14 protein-coding genes are annotated in these 15,393 nt (G+C 52.4%); 8 read left to right on the forward strand and 6 right to left on the reverse strand.

Annotated features, from left to right (window positions below):
• The first annotated feature begins 69 nt into the window (after window positions 1-69).
• A complete protein-coding gene (thiD, locus tag M2108_RS16540) occupies window positions 70-882 on the forward strand; it encodes a bifunctional hydroxymethylpyrimidine kinase/phosphomethylpyrimidine kinase (protein ID WP_277470489.1) in 813 nt (270 codons plus the stop codon).
• An 85-nt stretch (window positions 883-967) separates the two neighbouring features.
• Here thiD and M2108_RS16545 read toward each other — a convergent pair whose 3' ends face one another.
• Window positions 968-1,870 carry a hypothetical protein gene (locus M2108_RS16545; protein ID WP_277470490.1) on the reverse strand — a complete coding sequence of 301 codons (903 nt, stop codon included), beginning with the start codon at window positions 1,868-1,870 and terminating at the stop codon, window positions 968-970.
• Window positions 1,871-2,129: 259 nt separating this feature from the next.
• Between M2108_RS16545 and M2108_RS16550 the strand changes: the two genes are divergently transcribed.
• Entirely contained in the window at window positions 2,130-2,363 is a 234-nt protein-coding gene (locus M2108_RS16550; RefSeq protein WP_090711524.1) for a ferredoxin, read from the forward strand.
• A 197-nt stretch (window positions 2,364-2,560) separates the two neighbouring features.
• On the forward strand, window positions 2,561-3,340 hold the full coding sequence (locus tag M2108_RS16555; RefSeq protein ID WP_277470491.1) for a helix-turn-helix transcriptional regulator: 780 nt from the start codon (window positions 2,561-2,563) through the stop codon (window positions 3,338-3,340).
• On the opposite strand, the gene M2108_RS16560 is transcribed toward M2108_RS16555, so the two are convergent.
• The gene (locus tag M2108_RS16560) at window positions 3,306-6,161 is read right to left on the reverse strand and encodes a glycosyl hydrolase 115 family protein (protein ID WP_277470493.1); all 2,856 of its coding nucleotides are present in this window, start codon (window positions 6,159-6,161) and stop codon (window positions 3,306-3,308) included. The two genes, M2108_RS16555 and M2108_RS16560, sit on opposite strands and share 35 nt — an antisense overlap.
• A gap of 264 nt (window positions 6,162-6,425) precedes the next feature.
• On the opposite strand from M2108_RS16560, the gene M2108_RS16565 reads away from it, so the two are divergent.
• On the forward strand, window positions 6,426-8,165 hold the full coding sequence (locus tag M2108_RS16565) for an SGNH/GDSL hydrolase family protein (protein ID WP_277470494.1): 1,740 nt from the start codon (window positions 6,426-6,428) through the stop codon (window positions 8,163-8,165).
• 263 nt (window positions 8,166-8,428) lie between these two features.
• On the opposite strand, the gene M2108_RS31620 is transcribed toward M2108_RS16565, so the two are convergent.
• The gene (locus M2108_RS31620) at window positions 8,429-8,689 is read right to left on the reverse strand and encodes an IS3 family transposase (protein ID WP_277470495.1); all 261 of its coding nucleotides are present in this window, start codon (window positions 8,687-8,689) and stop codon (window positions 8,429-8,431) included.
• Between the two features lie 269 nt (window positions 8,690-8,958).
• On the reverse strand, window positions 8,959-9,546 hold the full coding sequence (locus M2108_RS16570) for a TetR/AcrR family transcriptional regulator (RefSeq protein ID WP_277470496.1): 588 nt from the start codon (window positions 9,544-9,546) through the stop codon (window positions 8,959-8,961).
• A gap of 141 nt (window positions 9,547-9,687) precedes the next feature.
• Between M2108_RS16570 and M2108_RS16575 the strand changes: the two genes are divergently transcribed.
• Window positions 9,688-10,239 carry a hypothetical protein gene (locus tag M2108_RS16575; RefSeq protein ID WP_277470497.1) on the forward strand — a complete coding sequence of 184 codons (552 nt, stop codon included), beginning with the start codon at window positions 9,688-9,690 and terminating at the stop codon, window positions 10,237-10,239.
• Between the two features lie 120 nt (window positions 10,240-10,359).
• Here the strand turns inward: M2108_RS16575 and M2108_RS16580 are convergent, their stop codons facing one another.
• Window positions 10,360-11,598 carry an RICIN domain-containing protein gene (locus M2108_RS16580; RefSeq protein WP_481856919.1) on the reverse strand — a complete coding sequence of 413 codons (1,239 nt, stop codon included), beginning with the start codon at window positions 11,596-11,598 and terminating at the stop codon, window positions 10,360-10,362.
• Between the two features lie 303 nt (window positions 11,599-11,901).
• Here M2108_RS16580 and M2108_RS16585 point away from each other — a divergent pair, with 303 nt between their 5' ends.
• From M2108_RS16585 to M2108_RS16595, 3 genes are all read left to right on the forward strand, one after another.
• The gene (locus M2108_RS16585) at window positions 11,902-12,753 is read left to right on the forward strand and encodes a sugar phosphate isomerase/epimerase family protein (RefSeq protein WP_277470499.1); all 852 of its coding nucleotides are present in this window, start codon (window positions 11,902-11,904) and stop codon (window positions 12,751-12,753) included.
• Between the two features lie 83 nt (window positions 12,754-12,836).
• Entirely contained in the window at window positions 12,837-13,547 is a 711-nt protein-coding gene (locus M2108_RS16590; RefSeq protein ID WP_277470614.1) for a response regulator transcription factor, read from the forward strand.
• A complete protein-coding gene (locus M2108_RS16595) occupies window positions 13,528-14,955 on the forward strand; it encodes a sensor histidine kinase (RefSeq protein ID WP_277470500.1) in 1,428 nt (475 codons plus the stop codon). The genes M2108_RS16590 and M2108_RS16595 overlap by 20 nt, the downstream gene beginning before the upstream one ends.
• 86 nt (window positions 14,956-15,041) lie before the next feature.
• Here the strand turns inward: M2108_RS16595 and M2108_RS16600 are convergent, their stop codons facing one another.
• On the reverse strand, window positions 15,042-15,389 hold the full coding sequence (locus M2108_RS16600; RefSeq protein WP_277470501.1) for an Asp23/Gls24 family envelope stress response protein: 348 nt from the start codon (window positions 15,387-15,389) through the stop codon (window positions 15,042-15,044).
• Window positions 15,390-15,393: the final 4 nt, after the last annotated feature.

The following is a 15,393-nucleotide window of genomic DNA, read 5'->3' on the forward strand; positions in this document are numbered from 1 at the left end:
AGGGAAATATACAATGATTCCACCAGAATCAGTGCTTCAGAACTTTATATACAGAAGGAGACGTTCGCCTTGTCAAAAATCGTTAAAACCCTAACTATAGCCGGTAGTGACTCCAGCGGTGGCGCAGGCATCCAGGCTGATCTCAAAACCTTTGAGGAATATGGTACTTACGGCTTCAGCGCATTAACCACTATCGTTACAATGGACCCGGATAACGGATGGCACCACAACGTTTACCCGGTCGACGCTGCAATCGTAGCCGAGCAGCTCAAGACGGTCTTTGCCGGCGGTCCGGTCGATGCCATGAAGACAGGCATGCTGGGCAGTGTCGAAATCGTCCACGTCGCTGAAAAAGCGATTAAAGACAACCTGCAGACAAATGTAGTCATTGACCCTGTTATGGTCTGCAAAGGCGAAGATGAAGTATTGAATCCTGAGAGTGCCAATGCAATCCGCGATCTGCTGCTGCCGCTGGCAACAGTAGCTACGCCCAACCTGTTCGAAGCCGGGGTGCTGTCCGGACTGGGCAAGCTCACAACCCTTGAAGGTATGAAGGAAGCAGCCCGCCTGATACACAAACTGGGAACCAAAAATGTCGTCGTAAAAGGCGGCAAGGCGCTCGGCGGCGATCTGGCGATCGATGTCTTCTTCGACGGCGCGGAATATACCGTTCTGGAAACGGCGAAGATCGAGCCGGCTTACAACCACGGTGCTGGCTGCACATTTGCTGCGGCGATCACCGGCGGACTGGCCAACGGTCTGACGGTACATGAAGCTGTGGCCAAGGCTAAAGACTTCGTCTCTGCCGCAATCCGTAGCGGCTATGCCTTCAACCAGTATGTCGGACCTGTATTCCACGGCGGTTACCGACTGGAGAAATAGGACAAGCCCTGAATGGAAGAGCCATTGATTGTCTGCTAAAAAACCGTGTACCCGATTAGTGGGTACACGGTTTTTTCGAATCTTATTATTTTCCGCCGGCAATATGCTCAATGAATGGAATGGCTTTATCCTTGGCTTCATCCACTCCAAGGACTCCAATGATCATATTCTCATCCTCAGCCTTATTAACCGGCAATGCAGCTACAAAGGCTGAATCCGTAATATCCACGCCATACAGCTCTTCCTGCCCGCTCTCCGGATTGGTTCCCCATTTCAGCCGCGGGTCATCCTTATCCACACTCCCGCTCTCTACAATAGCGCTCAGATCCTGAAAGCCGTCCTGCCCGCCGATCCATTCCAGTGTAGCCTCGTCCAGAATAATAATATCAGGATGGTTCGCCGCCAGTTCCACGACCGCTTTTTGCATATAGTTCATATCGAAGGAGTCTGCGCCCTCACCGGTTCTTGGCAGGTAGATCATATTGCTCTCCACCCGCTTCCACTCCGGATACTGCGCAATAATAGCGGCATCCAGATCGGCCGTCTGGCCGTTGGGATCCTTCACGCCGAAATTACCCAGGAACATGATCTTGGCATCCAGCGGCGGCAGGGAAGCCAGGTACTTCCGGTGCTGCCAGTTGTTATAAATGGCGTTCCCGGCAAAGGCAAGCACAATTACCGCGATCACCGATACGATGACATGCGTCCGGTACAGACGGAAGAACCGTTCCCACTTGCTGGCCGTACCTGAGAATTTGCCGTATTTAGCCAGCCGCTGCTGCTCGGCTTCATCAATCTCCTGCTTGTCCAGAGTGTCCAGAATAAACTTGAACGCCTGAAAATCCTCCTCCGGCGCCGAACGCTCCTCATCCTGAGCTTTCGATTTCCGCCGTTTGAGCAGCAGGTCAAAGCGTTTATTGATCTCTTCCCTGGATACGTTTTCAGATAAACCTAACCGTTCATAGGCCTGCTTCAGCTTCTCGTTCACATTCATTTCTCCTTTAAATATGTATAATGCCAACTTCATAAATGCAGATACCCTTATTCTAGCAGACATTGGCCCCAATACTCCAGTTTACCTGCGGATTGGTATCTTCTCATCCGATCCGTCAACAAAGACGTCACAAAAGAATGGCCACAACAGCGGGTTCCCGGCATATCCAGGCATATAAAGCGCTTTATTACATATACATCCCACTAGGCAAAACATTAAATTGTCTTTACAAGTCATAAGGAGGCTTGAGAAAATGTTCACATTCGCCAGTGTTAATCAGGAGGAATGCATCGCCTGCGGTGCCTGTAATTCGGCGGCTCCGGATATCTTTGATCTGGATGACAGCGGAATTGCTTCAGTCATTTTTGCAGGGGACAACAACCGCGGAGTTACTGCTATCGCCGAGGAGCTGCAGGAGGAGCTGCAGGATGCAATAGACAGCTGTCCGACCCAGTGCATCCAGCTATCGGATGCCCCATTTGCATAAGAGAATGCCCTGGGCCAGCCTTCAACTAAACAGCAGCAGGGCAGCTCCCGTTAAGCCGGATTGCTGCCCTGTCTGCTATGCTATCATTTATTGAATCCGGGCAGAAACGCTATCGGCAGGCGGGTGCCAGCGGCTTTTTAGAATTGAAAAAGCTGGAAAAGGAATGCTATGATTTAGCAGAAGGAGGCTAGTCAAGCATGGATATCAATCAGTACGAGCAGCTGGTGCCGGATGTTTTTCTGTTTGTTGACCGCAGATGCTTTGAAGGCTGGGGAATCGGCCGGAGCACCATCGACTTTCATGATCTCACCTTTATCGTTGAAGGCAGGGCCAACTATTATATCAACGGTGACAAGTTCACCGTAGAGGCCGGTGATCTGCTGTATGCTCCTGCGGGCAGCATCCGTGAAGCTCATACCTTCAAAGAAGCGCCGATGCATTCCTATGCGTTTAACTTCTTTTGGCTGGGCGGGCACAATGAAGTGCAGCTCCCCTTTCAGACGGTGACCCGCAACTGGCGGACCAAGGAGGTTCTGGACGATATCCGCGAATTCTCCCATGTCTGGATGGGCAAGCAGCCTCTCTACCGGATGAAGGCCAGAGCCGTTTTTCAGCATATTATCTACCGTCTGCTTAGTATCGCCCACCATCAGCTTGCCCCGCTCGTAGATCCCCGGATTCAAAAAGCTGCCGCTTATATCATGGATCACTATGCGGAAGAAATCACGATCCGCGAGCTTGCTGCACCAGCCGGGCTAAACCCCGAATATATGGGCAAGCTGTTCAAGCAGAACACCGGGGTGGCCCTGAAGGAATACATCAACCGGGTGCGGGTCAATAATGCCGAGATGCTGCTGTCGGCCGGCGGCTTCAATGTCTCCGAAGTCGCCGCCCACTGCGGCTACCGGGATGCCGCCTACTTCAGCAATGTATTCAAAGAGATCAAAGGCTATCCTCCGTCAGCTCTGCTGAAGTAATATAGCTTTCCTCCGGCCCGAGATAGGAATACGGCAGGGGTCCGGCGGACAGCACCAGCTTTTGCAGCACAAGTCCGGCATCCAGTCCATAGAAACGCAGTGTACGGATACCTTTTGAAAGGGTGTGGGTGGTGGACGTAACATGGATATTATGCATTACTGCCCGGCACCAGGGCCCGTTATCATGATTGCCGCCCTCAAAGCCTGGAGGCAGAGCATCGGCGATGACAGGATTGAGACCGTCAAAGCCCGCTGCATACTTCAAGCCGCTGACCGGCGAGAGGTGATTCGTCGGTGCAGCGTAGGCCGTCAGGCTGTATTCGCCGTCCTGCCGGATGAATACCCGGTACTCCAGGTAAGGCGATCGCTCCGGTTCACTGAAGGATACAGTGTCCGGGTACATTTTGACAGATGATAAGGTTCTTCCGTAGCTGCTGATCGTCTTCCATTCCACCCCGTCTGCCGAAATGCGATTAACGGTATGCTCCGCCTCAATGGATATAACATGATGCGTTTCAACAAAGGTCCCCCGCGGCACTCCGCTCAGATCAATCCAGTCTATCTCTGCACTGACGGTTATTGTTCCCCCGGTTCCGCTAATGACAATATCGCCGCTGCACGCCCCCTGCACCTTATCCCAGTCAACCGATACGGTAATCGCCTCTCCTGTCTCAGTCCAGCCGCAGCTCCGATCCAGATTGATCCAGTCTCTACTTCCGGCCACCTCGTAGGCAAATCCCGCGTCTCCGCCGTTGCTGACCGTAATGGTATAAGTCTCCCTCTGCAGATTCGTAAACACCGGCAGGGCCGCTGTTCCTGAAGTATACCCTTGCTCCGTGCCCTGCACATCGACGATCATAAGCGGTCCTTTTACCGGTACCACGGCAGCCGCCTGGGGATAACTCCACCCTGCCGCATCCCAGTTGATGTAGCCGACATGCGCCGAGCTCATCATGCCCCGCCATTTTCCACCGGAGATTCCGTTGTTATACGTCTGCTCCAGCTGTTTATCCCGTTCGACAGCTTCTGCAGTCAGCCCTGCATACGTATTTGCAAGAACGCTCCCCCGCTCTGCATAGAGCCGGCTAAGCCCGGCATACACTTGCATTTGCAGGACGTTAGCCGAAGCCGCAGCGGGAAAATAGACAAGCTGAAAATAAGCATCCTGCAGCTGCTCCGGGATAAGCCTTCTATAGTGATCAGCAGTCTCCACAAGCTTGCCAGCCTGCTCCAGCAACCGCCGTGCCTCATTGTAATGCACGAAACTGAAGGTATCCGGCCGGATAATTTCCGGCTTGCGCCGCCCGTTCATCCTTGTGTAATCTGCCAGTATCCCGGCAATTCCGCACACAGCCGCTTCATCCGCTGCATGGCCGAACTGCTTCCGCACCCACCGCTCTGTATATTCTGTTGTCTTGTTCATCGCGGCAGTTCCCCAGGCTTCGAAATCATAAGCCAAATCCAGAAAGTAAGATACGGGCAGCTCCATCGGCTTCAAATCTCCGACATTAACAATCCACACATCCCGGATGCCGTAATCAAAAGCCATACTCATCTGCTCCCAGATCTTCTCCAGCGGCGTCGTATTCACCCATTCATAGGAATGCGGACCACCGTGATAATCCAGATGATAGTACATCCCCCAGCCGGCGCTGCGCTGCTGCTCCTGCCCTGCCGGAATTTTGCGCAGGTTGCCGAAGTTATCATCGGAGAGCAGAATCGTCACATCGTCGAGCACCGCCCAGTCCTTCAGCCCCTCCGTGTCAGCTGTGCCGTACCAGTATTTCTCCACTTCTTTATAGACGGCCAGTACCTGCGGTGCCTGATCAAGCCCATACCGTTTAAGCATTTCTTTTTGCGTGAGGATAATATCCTTCAGCAGTTCGATATTGTAGTGGTCGCTGCCTTCCAGCTCGGAATCACTTTCCCCCCGCATACCCAGCGTAATCAGGTTCGGAAAATCTTTGTTCCGCCTGATGCCGTCCTCCCAGAACGCGGTAATCGCCTCCCGGTTCCGGGCAAAATCCCACAGGTTGCTTGTCCCGTAATCCTTATACACCCTCTGCCATTCACTGCCGGCCCGGAACAGGGGCTCGTGATGCGAGGTTCCCATGATGATGCCGTATTCTCTGGCAAGCTCTGCATTCGCAAGCGGATGGCTCTTCCCGTTCACACTGAACTCAGCGCTCCACATGGCCGGCCAGAGATAATTGCCCTTCAGCCTGAGAAGCAGCTCAAAGATCTTTTCGTAGAAAGCTTCGTTGAAATCCCCGAACGCCCCGGTTACCCAGGAACCGAGAGAAGGCCAGTCATCATTCAGAAAAAATCCCCGGTATTTAACTGAAGGCTCTTTGGAGCTGACATCCAGCTTAGAGTCCGGCAGGTCCAGCAGTGTTCTTCGCTCAGGCATTACATCGGCAAAATAAACCCACGGGCTCACTCCCATCATTTCAGAGACAGCATAGGTTCCGTAGATAGTCCCCCGTTTGTCGCTGCCCGCGATAACCAGCACCTGCTGCACCCCGTCAACCGGATGCTCAATCCGCTGAATTCTGTAGCATTCCCGTTTACCTTGAATGGCGGATACATCCACCTTTCCCGCGGCAATCCACTCATCGATCAGCCGGCTTCTGTCAGCGGTTCCTATAACTATAGCGGTGCTGCCCAGCTGCCTTGGTTCAGTGACTATTTTCGGCCTTGTGCTGGTTACCAGCTCTATATCTGCGGCAAAAGACTCCGCGACCCTGCGCAAGCCGTCATCCTCTTCTGCTGCTGCGTCAAGATAAATTCCTGCTGCTGTTCCCTGCTCCACAACGATCATTGATTCCTCTTCCTTCCGTGTCGGCTTTTTGGGCTATCCAGGCACATTATATAAGTTAAGCGGTTACAGCAGCCATGTATAAACCGGATACTTCTTGTAATTAACCGATATGAATTTCATAAAAGAGCTCAAATCGAGCGGATATCCATTTCAGGGAAGACCGAATTCTGATAAAATGCAGGCATTGTATGGCGCACATGCCCCTTATGCCCGATCACAAATGGTAAGCGCCTTCAAAATATCAGCCGTGAGGATGATCGTTACATGTCAGATTCATTAAGCTCAACAGACAGCTACACCACCGGCCCTGGACCCAGAGCTCCTGAAGACCCTGCTGAGCGCAGAAGCGGATTTTTTGTGCTGTTTGAAACCCAGATTGAAGCTACGGCACGGGCCTCAGGCAAGCCCTCTCAGGAGGTTTATCTGGAAGGCAGCTATCTGATTGATAAGGCCAAATATATTGGCGGTGTAGAGGACGGGCATATGCTGGCCCTGCTGGGAACCTGTGCGGGATTCCGCAAGCTCGTCCATAGCATCGGTATATCGGTAAAAATGGAGGATGGCCGGGGCGGGGTCTCATTTCTGCTGCAGAACTGGGGAAAAACAGACAAATTTACATCCGGCACCTGTCTCCAGGTCCCCTGTCCGGCGGACGGGACTGAGCTTATTTTGCAGCTGGATCAGATTGAATGGTCGGCAGACGATGACGTCCCCGGCAAATTTGCTTTTGAGTTTGAAGAGGCGGGCAGCCTGGCGGTGGCGAGTATTATTTTCTATCTGAATGACGGGTATACGGCACCTGAGCTGACCCCGGAAACGCCGGTACCCTTCGGTTCGGAGCAGTACCGGGAGATGATCGCGCGCTCCCTGATGCACCCGGGAAATAATATGCGGCTGAAAGCAGCCATAGACAAAGCCTCCCGCGGAGAAGATGTTACGATTGCCTATATCGGAGGCTCCATTACCCAGGGTGCGGGAGCCAAACCGATCCATAGTGAATGTTATGCCTATCAGTCCTATCTGGGATTTAAAGCGCTGTACGGTAAAGACGGAGGCGGGAATGTTCATTTTATCAAAGCCGGGGTCGGCGGCACACCGTCCGAGCTTGGAATTATCCGCTATGAACGCGATGTGCTCAGAGACGGTGCTGTCCAGCCGGATATCGTTATTGTCGAATTTGCCGTCAACGACGCGGGGGATGAAACCAGGGGCAACTGCTATGAAAGCCTGTGTCTGAAGATTCTGTCAGCCGGTAACAAGCCTGCGGTCGTGCTGCTGTTCAGTGTTTTTGTGAATGACTGGAACCTTCAGGAGCGGCTCTCCCCTGTCGGACTCCGCTACAACCTCCCGATGGTCAGTATAAAAGATGCTGTGACAGAGCAGTTCAAGCTGACCAAGGCCAGTGGAAATACGATCTCGAAAAGACAGTTTTTCTACGATATCTATCATCCAACCGGCGACGGGCACCGGGTCATGGCGGATTGCCTGCTCCATCTGTTTATCCGGGCCGCTGAAGCGCCGGCAGATGCTGAAGATATTGACCTTAACGTGCCCCCGGCCATCGGGAATGACTTTACGGGAATACGCCTGCTGGACCGCTCACATGCCTTAAGTAACGTGCGGATCGAACCGGGCAGCTTCACAGAATCTGACATGGACCTGCAGATGGTAGAGCTGGATGACAATCCGCACGGAACGCCGGAGTTCCCTTATAACTGGATGCGTCCGGAGGGAGCCGGACCTGAGCCTTTCAAGCTGACAATAACCAGTAAAATCCTCATTCTGGTGTTCAAGGATTCCGGCAGCGCAAGCTTCGGCCAAGCCGAAATCTGCGTGGACGGCAAGCCTGTGCTCACCGCCGACCCGCACGAGAACAACTGGACCCACTGCAATGCAGTCATTGTCTACCATCAGGAGACGAGCGGCGAGCATACGGTGGAAATCACCATGGCAGACGGCGACCAGGACAAGTGCTTTACTATACTTGGGTTTGGGTATTGCTGACGACGGCGGGAGTGCAGATGAAAGTGGGATATTAGGGATGAGATATTGAGGATGAGATATTGAGGATGGGATATTGAGCCAGATAGGTGCGTGGTGTGTGGTGCATAGTGCGTGGTGCGCGTGGTGCGTGGTGCTTTATACGTAGTGATATGGGGCCAGCGGGGGGGGGGGATTTAAGTAACAGTTTCTTCCTCTCGCTCGTTTTCGCCTCTATCAAAGGGATTTTTCCCTTTGATTTCTCTCTCTGGATTGTCAACAGTAAATCAGACAACTTTTTTAAGCGCTTCTTGGTGATACTTAATAGGCGTCAAGCAACCCAATGTGCCATGAATACGGTGCTTGTTGAACCAATTGATGTAATCGTATAGTTCGATTTCCCAGTGCCGAAGACTATGGAATTCCATTTGGTTAACGAACTCGGATTTTATGACTTTGTATGTCGCTTCGGCCACGGCATTGTCATAGGGACAAGCCTTTTTGCTGAGGGAGCGTCCGACTTCAAAGGTTAGTAACAGCTCGTCCATCGTTTCATTTTTAAACTCACTGCCACGGTCCGTGTGGATAGGTTTATTCTACAAGCCCTTATTTTTTATGTCCAACTAAGTGTAGATGATCCAGGCAACCTTGGCCCACTTAGAGGGAATATTCCCTCTATTTCGGCCCGGACGGGGCAACTTCTGCCCCTTTAATGGGATTTTTCCCTTTGATTCCTTCCTCCCGACCGTTTCCAGCCAGAACAAAGGGATTTTTCCCTTTGCCTGCCGTTTTCTCCCGCCGCACCGGCTACGCTACCCTACTCCCTGCAGATCGAATCCATGTGGCTGTGCAACACGCGAAGAATCCGCTCTCTGTCAAGGCGCTTGGGCTCGAGCAGCGCGTGCAGAGCCAAGCCGTCAAGCAGCGCGTACAGTCGCTCTGCTTCGATGTTCATATCCAGCTCCTCCCGCAGCAGGCTTTTCTCCTCCAGATGGCCAAGCAGATTGACGATCCCCGGGTAAATGCCATCGTTCAGCCCGCCATAATCCTCCCCCGCATACTTAAGATGAAACACAAACGCGAACCAGACCTCCATTTCCGCCATTGAATTTTCGTCTAAAGGAAGCAGCTCCATAAGCACCCTGGTTACGAGCTCTTTTGGCGGCAGCCCCAGTGCAATAACACCTTTGATCCGGGTATTGGCCCGGTCGCTGACAAGCTTCATGGCAAAAGCAAGCAGCTCATGCTGTGTGGTGAAATAATGACGCAGGGCCCCAAGCGATACGCCAGCCTCCTGCGCGATTTTGCGTACCGTAGCCCCCTTCATGCCCTCTTTCAGGATGACACGCCAGGTAGCTTCGGCAATATGTGATTTCCGCTCTGAATGATCGACTAATTTGGGCATGTCTGTATTGTAGCATACTGCAACTTTCCGCTGCAATTTAAATAATACAGTTGTATTATTTAAATCCTGCTGTTATAATCTCCTTAATTAATCCTGTTCTACATTTATTCCCATAATCTATTTGCGTATGTGAGGTGCAAAATGAATGTTGTAGCATGGGCCATTGTTGCCTGCGAAATCCTGTTTTGGGTTGTCATTGTTACCGGTCTGAGCGTACGTTACCTCTTTAAACGCAAGCGGCTGGGCTTCTTCTTCCTTGCGCTGACTCCGCTGCTTGATCTTGTTCTGCTGGTTATTGCAGGAGTTGACCTGTCTAACGGTGCAACGGCTACCGTTGCCCATGCACTCGCGGCCGTCTACATTTCTGTTTCTGTTGTTTTTGGCAAAAGCATGATCCGCTGGGCAGACGAACGCTTTCGTTATTATGTCACCAAGCAGGGCCCGCCCCCGCTCAAACGTACCGGCCGTGACCATGCGCTGCATTACTTCAAAAGCTGGCTGCTGCATCTGTTAGCTTTTCTGCTGGGAGCCGGGCTCCTTTACGGTCTGATTGTCTGGATTGATGTCCCGTCCCGTACAGAAGCATTGCAGAGTATTCTCGGCCTCTGGACAATCGTTGTCGGCATTGATCTGCTGATCGCGGGCTCATATTTCCTCTGGCCGCGCAAAGAAAAAACGAAAATATCCGTTTAATAGACAGCCGAATAAACAGAGAAAAACACACCTTTCGGTGTGTTTTTTCGTAAACAGGCCTGCTGCCGCTAAAACGGGCGAAACTTCCAACAAAACAGCACCCTTTTCCCTAAAACTTCGTCAGTTTACCTTGGTCAATGCCCATTTCTGCGCATCCGTTCCGTTATCGCTCCACTGCTGCACAGCCGCACCGTCAGCCGTTGAGGCGCCGGATACATCCACCGCCAGGCCGCTCACCTTGGAAATCAGCTTGTAGTAGCCTCCGCCAACATCAACAATCCGCCATCTCTGCGCATCCGTCCCGTTATCGTTCCACTGCTGCAATTGAACGCCCGTAGCTGTGGAGGAATTCGGAACATCAAGCACCTTGCCGCTGTGTACCGCTGTAAGCTTGTAGTATCCGTCACCCGTGCTGTCTACCCGGAACTGCTGGTTAGCAGCAGTATAATTGGTCCATTGGTGGATTTTGGCTCCGGCCGCCGTGGATACGTCCACCACATCCATTACCTTACCGCTTGCCTTGGAGGCAAAGGTGTATACGCCCCCGCTGACTATGCTGGCCGATGAAGCCGCCTGATAGACCCGTACATAATCCACCAGCATCTGTGCCGGGAAGGCAGTCGAGGCATTCGGGCTGCCCGGCCAGTTGCCGCCCACGGCTAGATTCAGCAGTAGGAAGAAGGGCTTCTGGAATTCCTCTGTGTTGCCGGTGTTATTTTCAATATAAAACTCATTAAACAGGCTGCCGTCTACGTACCATCTGATGTATTTGGCATCCCACTCGACGCTGTACACATGATACTGCGAGAAATCGAGATTGCCCGACACCTTGCCGTACTCGGCGTGGCCGTTTGCATCCCAATGAACGGTACCGTTAACATAAGTATTGTTATTCACCCGCTCCATAATGTCGATCTCACCGCTTTTCGGCCAACCGATTGTATCGATATTGGAGCCGAGCATCCAGAAAGCCGGCCAGATGCCCTGGCCTGAAGGCAGCTTCATCCGGGCTTCGATTTTACCGTAGGTGAAGCTCTTTTTCCCCTGCGTCTTGATCCGGGCCGAGGTGTAGCTGCTGCTGTTATACGATTCCTTCTGGGCTGTAATGACCAGATTGCCGCCCGTCACCTGCAGGTTCTGCGAACGGTTCGTATAATACTGCAGCTCGTTATTGCCCCAGCCGCTGCTGCCGGTACCGATCTCGGCAGTCCAGTCCGCCGTATTCAGCGACGTTCCGTTGAATTCATCGCTCCACACCAGATTCCAGCTTGTTGCGGCTTCAGCCGCTTTTCCTGCCGGGAATAACGTAATCAGTAGTGCCAGTGTCATAAACAGCGCTGCCCATTTCCTTCTACGCATCATATTCCTCCTAAAGTTTTCGGATAGCTGCTTATTTCAATACACGCCGCGCGTAACGTGCCTTGAAATCGTTGTAACAGCAGGATCTCCATTAACGAAACCGCTTTATTTCCACCCCTTTGCATTGTATATCCTTTCCGGTAACAATATGACAGGAATCCGGCCAAGGCTGTCCACCCGCTTGTTGACAACGCTTTGGCAGGAGCATAGATTTAAGAAGATTAATAGAAGAAACCCGCTGGTGCCATGTATGAAAGCGATTTAACTCTAAAACCCATTCATACCACACAAGGAGAAACAGCGATGAAACTATCTGTATTCTATGAGCATATCCGTGAAGCAGCCGACCAGAGCGGCATGAGCCTGGAGGAAATCTGTACACTCGTCAAAAGCTTCGGCATTAACGCGCTGGAGATGGACGCAGACCGCTTTAAGGCAGAGGAAGACTCTATCCTGACCCTGCGTACGAAGACCGGGCTGACGGTAAGCTGCATGTACGGATTTTTTGACTTTGGGCACATCACCAGCAGTGAAGTAAGAGAGGAACAGATTACCTCCTTTCTGTCTATGGCCAGCCGGGCCGGGGCTTCGCGTGTGCTGGTTATTCCGGGCTTTCTCGAGGAGCATGAGCAGGACCCGGATTCTAGGGAATATCAGCAATGTGTCCGGTCAATGAAGGACGCCGTAGCTGCCATGTGCGCATCTGCCAAGACGCTCGGTATTACCGTCGGGATGGAAGATTTCGATGATTCCAGGGCACCGTTTGCTACAACAGCGCAGCTGCTGTCTTTTGTAGAGGAAATACCGGAGCTGTCCTGCTTCTTTGATACCGGGAATTTTCTGTACAGCGGAGAAGATGTGCTGGAAGCATACAGCCGGTGCAAGCCTTATATCGGCTATGTCCACTGTAAGGACCGGACGTTTGAGGTTCACCCGGGTGAGGAGCCGAAGCTGACGGTTGACGGCCGGGCCATGTATGCGACCCCTGCGGGAGGCGGCTGTATCCCGATGAAAGAGCTTGTTACTTACTTGCTCACAAGCGGTTATGACGACACCTTTGTCATCGAGCATTTCGGCGCGCAGGATCAGCTGGCGTATATGAAACAATCGGCAGAGTGGCTGCTGAACCTGAGAAAAGAGGTGCTCGGCGGATAGCCGCCGGCTAAAACTTTATCCAAACCTTAGATTTGATTTAGAATAGATAAAGATTAGACCGCTATACTGGCCAGGGGTGATGGATTATATATACGATACTGATTGCTGATGACGAGCCTGAAATTGTTGAATTACTGCAGCTTTATCTTGAAAAAGACTACCATATTCTGAGCGCTTCTTCCGGTGTGGAAGCCCAGCAAAAAATCAGGGAGCAGTCTGTCGATCTGGCGATACTCGATATTATGATGCCGGGGATGGACGGGCTGCAGCTGCTGAAGAGCATTCGCGGATCGCACCACTTCCCTGTACTGTTCCTATCGGCCAAAAGCCAGGATCATGACAAAATTCTCGGGCTTGAGCTTGGTGCCGACGACTACATCGCCAAGCCCTTCAATCCGCTGGAGGTGGTAGCCAGGGTCAACGCCCTGCTGCGCCGGGTCCATCATTTTGATGTGTCTGCACTTCCGCCGGAGCCTGAAGTGAAGCAGCTGGTGCTGGGCGCGCTTACTCTGGATTTGAAGGAGTGTGTGCTGTATGTGTCCGGCGAACCTGTGATGCTGACCTCTACTGAGTACAAAATTCTCAAGCTGATGATGGAGGAGCCGGGCCGGGTCTTTACCCGCAAGCGGATTTATGAAGCCGTGTGGGAGGATTTCTACATGTACGAGGATAACAGCATCATGGTGCATATCAGCAACATCCGCGAGAAAATTGAACGTGATTCCAAAAAGCCGGAATATCTGAAGACGATCCGCGGACTGGGGTACAAAATCAATGCGCCTGCGGAAAACTAGACAGCAGCGTCCGCTGCAGGCATCGCTGGCGATTGATTTTCTGAAGTTTCTGCTCATTGTACTGTTTACAGTAATGATCATTATATTCGGCACCTATGCCTTCATGCAGCTGGATGTCGCCCAGAAGCTGCAGGATTACCAGCTGGCCGACCCGGATCTGAAGACGCAGGCCAGCCGGTATCGGGACAACCCGCAAAGCGGTCCGGAAACGGCCAGGTTGCTGCGCAGCGAAGGCTGGCTGGAAGTGCTGGACAGCAGCAAGACGGTTCGCATGGTGATCGGCAGCAAGCAGGATGATCCGCAGCGCTATTCGGAAGAGCAGCTGTACAAGCTGCTTGAGAATGATCCGGATCAGCCTTACTACGTCTCACTTGCAGATTATCCGCAGGACGGGGCTGCAGGCTGGCTGCTGCTGAAGCTTCCCCGGGACCGGATTGATATTACGATTAACAGCTATCCGTTCATGTCTTATTTCAACCAGTCCGTAACCTTCTATATTATGCTCGGCGCCATGCTGCTCCTGATGCTGGTTGTTACGTACAGTTACTCTGTGGCCCGCCGTATTCTGAAGCCGCTGAAGACGATTATTCAAGGACTCAAGGAAATGATCCAGGGGAATTACAGCACCCGCCTGACAGTTCATGCCGAGAAGGAATTTGAACAGATGGCCGAAACCTTCAATTACATGGCGGACATGATTGAGCGGACCACCATTGCCAAGCAGCAGGCCGAGGACAGTAAACAGCGGATGATTATGGATCTGTCCCATGATCTCAAAACGCCGATTACCAGCATCCAGGGCTACGCGCAGGCTCTGTATGAAGGGCGCGTTGAAGACGCCGAGCGGCAGCGGAAATATTTGCTCTACATTTACAACAAGTCTTTCCAGGTCACCAGGCTGATCCAGAATATGATGGAGCTGCTCAAGACGGACTCTCCTGATTTTCTGCTGAAAATGGGCCGTCATGAGCTCGGTGATTTCCTGCGTGAGATTATTGCCGGCGCCTACGGGGAAATCGAACAGAAGCAGTTCACCCTGCGGCTTGAGGTGCCTGACCATGATGTCTACGCCCAGTTCGATCCCGAGCTGCTGTCACGGGTAGTCCAGAACCTGATCGACAATGCGCTTGAGTACAATCCGCCCGGTACGACGCTGCGGGTCGGGCTGGCTCCAAGGCCGGATGCTGTAGTCATTGAAATCGCCGATAATGGAGTCGGCATCCCTAAAGAGCTGAGGGCGACCATTTTTGATCCGTTTGTGCGGGGCGATGAAGCAAGAACAGCCTCCGGCGGGACTGGCCTGGGACTGGCTATTGCCAGGAAAAATACGGAGCGGATGGGCGGAACCCTTGTCCTGACCAGTTCCAAGCAGGAAGCAACTGTGTTCACCCTCACTATTTCCGAATAAAACCGCAGGCACAGCAAAAGCGGCAGCCAAGGAGAATACATCATCCTTGGACTGCCGCTTTTTGGTTCTGCTTATGATCAGTGCCATTACTGAGCTGCCACAACACCGACCACCGTCACATTCACATCTGTCACCTGCAGCCCGGTCAGCCTTTCAATCCGGCTCTTGATACTCTGCTGCAGAAGCTGGGCCAGCTGGTGAAGCGGTGTGCCCAGGGTGATAATCGGGAAGAGCTGGACCGACAGCTCGCTGCCGCTTATTTTCACCTTGATCGCCTTGTAAAATTCCTCACGCTTCTTCCGTTTGGTACTGCCTTCCACAAGCGCCTGAACCGCCTCTGCCTCCTGGACAGCCATACCGGCAATCTTCGATATAACCTGCTGTGACACCGTCAGCTTTCCTGCACAACTTAAGTCCTTTTCCGGTTGATTCATTCTG

This window comes from Paenibacillus sp. PastM-3, from assembly GCF_029893965.1.
Classification (GTDB): Bacteria; Bacillota; Bacilli; order Paenibacillales; family Paenibacillaceae; genus Paenibacillus_AQ.

Excerpts from the sequence above, each read along its gene's own strand:
- M2108_RS16585 (WP_277470499.1), top strand. The coding sequence starts at position 11,902 with ATGAAACTATCTGTATTCTATGAGCATATCCGTGAAGCAGCCGACCAG.
- M2108_RS16570 (WP_277470496.1), bottom strand. The coding sequence starts at position 9,546 with ATGCCCAAATTAGTCGATCATTCAGAGCGGAAATCACATATTGCCGAA.
- M2108_RS16580 (WP_481856919.1), bottom strand. The coding sequence starts at position 11,598 with ATGCGTAGAAGGAAATGGGCAGCGCTGTTTATGACACTGGCACTACTG.
- M2108_RS16565 (WP_277470494.1), top strand. The coding sequence starts at position 6,426 with ATGTCAGATTCATTAAGCTCAACAGACAGCTACACCACCGGCCCTGGA.
- M2108_RS16600 (WP_277470501.1), bottom strand. The coding sequence starts at position 15,389 with ATGAATCAACCGGAAAAGGACTTAAGTTGTGCAGGAAAGCTGACGGTG.
- M2108_RS16560 (WP_277470493.1), bottom strand. The coding sequence starts at position 6,161 with ATGATCGTTGTGGAGCAGGGAACAGCAGCAGGAATTTATCTTGACGCA.
- M2108_RS16575 (WP_277470497.1), top strand. The coding sequence starts at position 9,688 with ATGAATGTTGTAGCATGGGCCATTGTTGCCTGCGAAATCCTGTTTTGG.
- M2108_RS16555 (WP_277470491.1), top strand. The coding sequence starts at position 2,561 with ATGGATATCAATCAGTACGAGCAGCTGGTGCCGGATGTTTTTCTGTTT.
- M2108_RS16595 (WP_277470500.1), top strand. The coding sequence starts at position 13,528 with ATGCGCCTGCGGAAAACTAGACAGCAGCGTCCGCTGCAGGCATCGCTG.
- M2108_RS16550 (WP_090711524.1), top strand. The coding sequence starts at position 2,130 with ATGTTCACATTCGCCAGTGTTAATCAGGAGGAATGCATCGCCTGCGGT.
- M2108_RS31620 (WP_277470495.1), bottom strand. The coding sequence starts at position 8,689 with ATGGACGAGCTGTTACTAACCTTTGAAGTCGGACGCTCCCTCAGCAAA.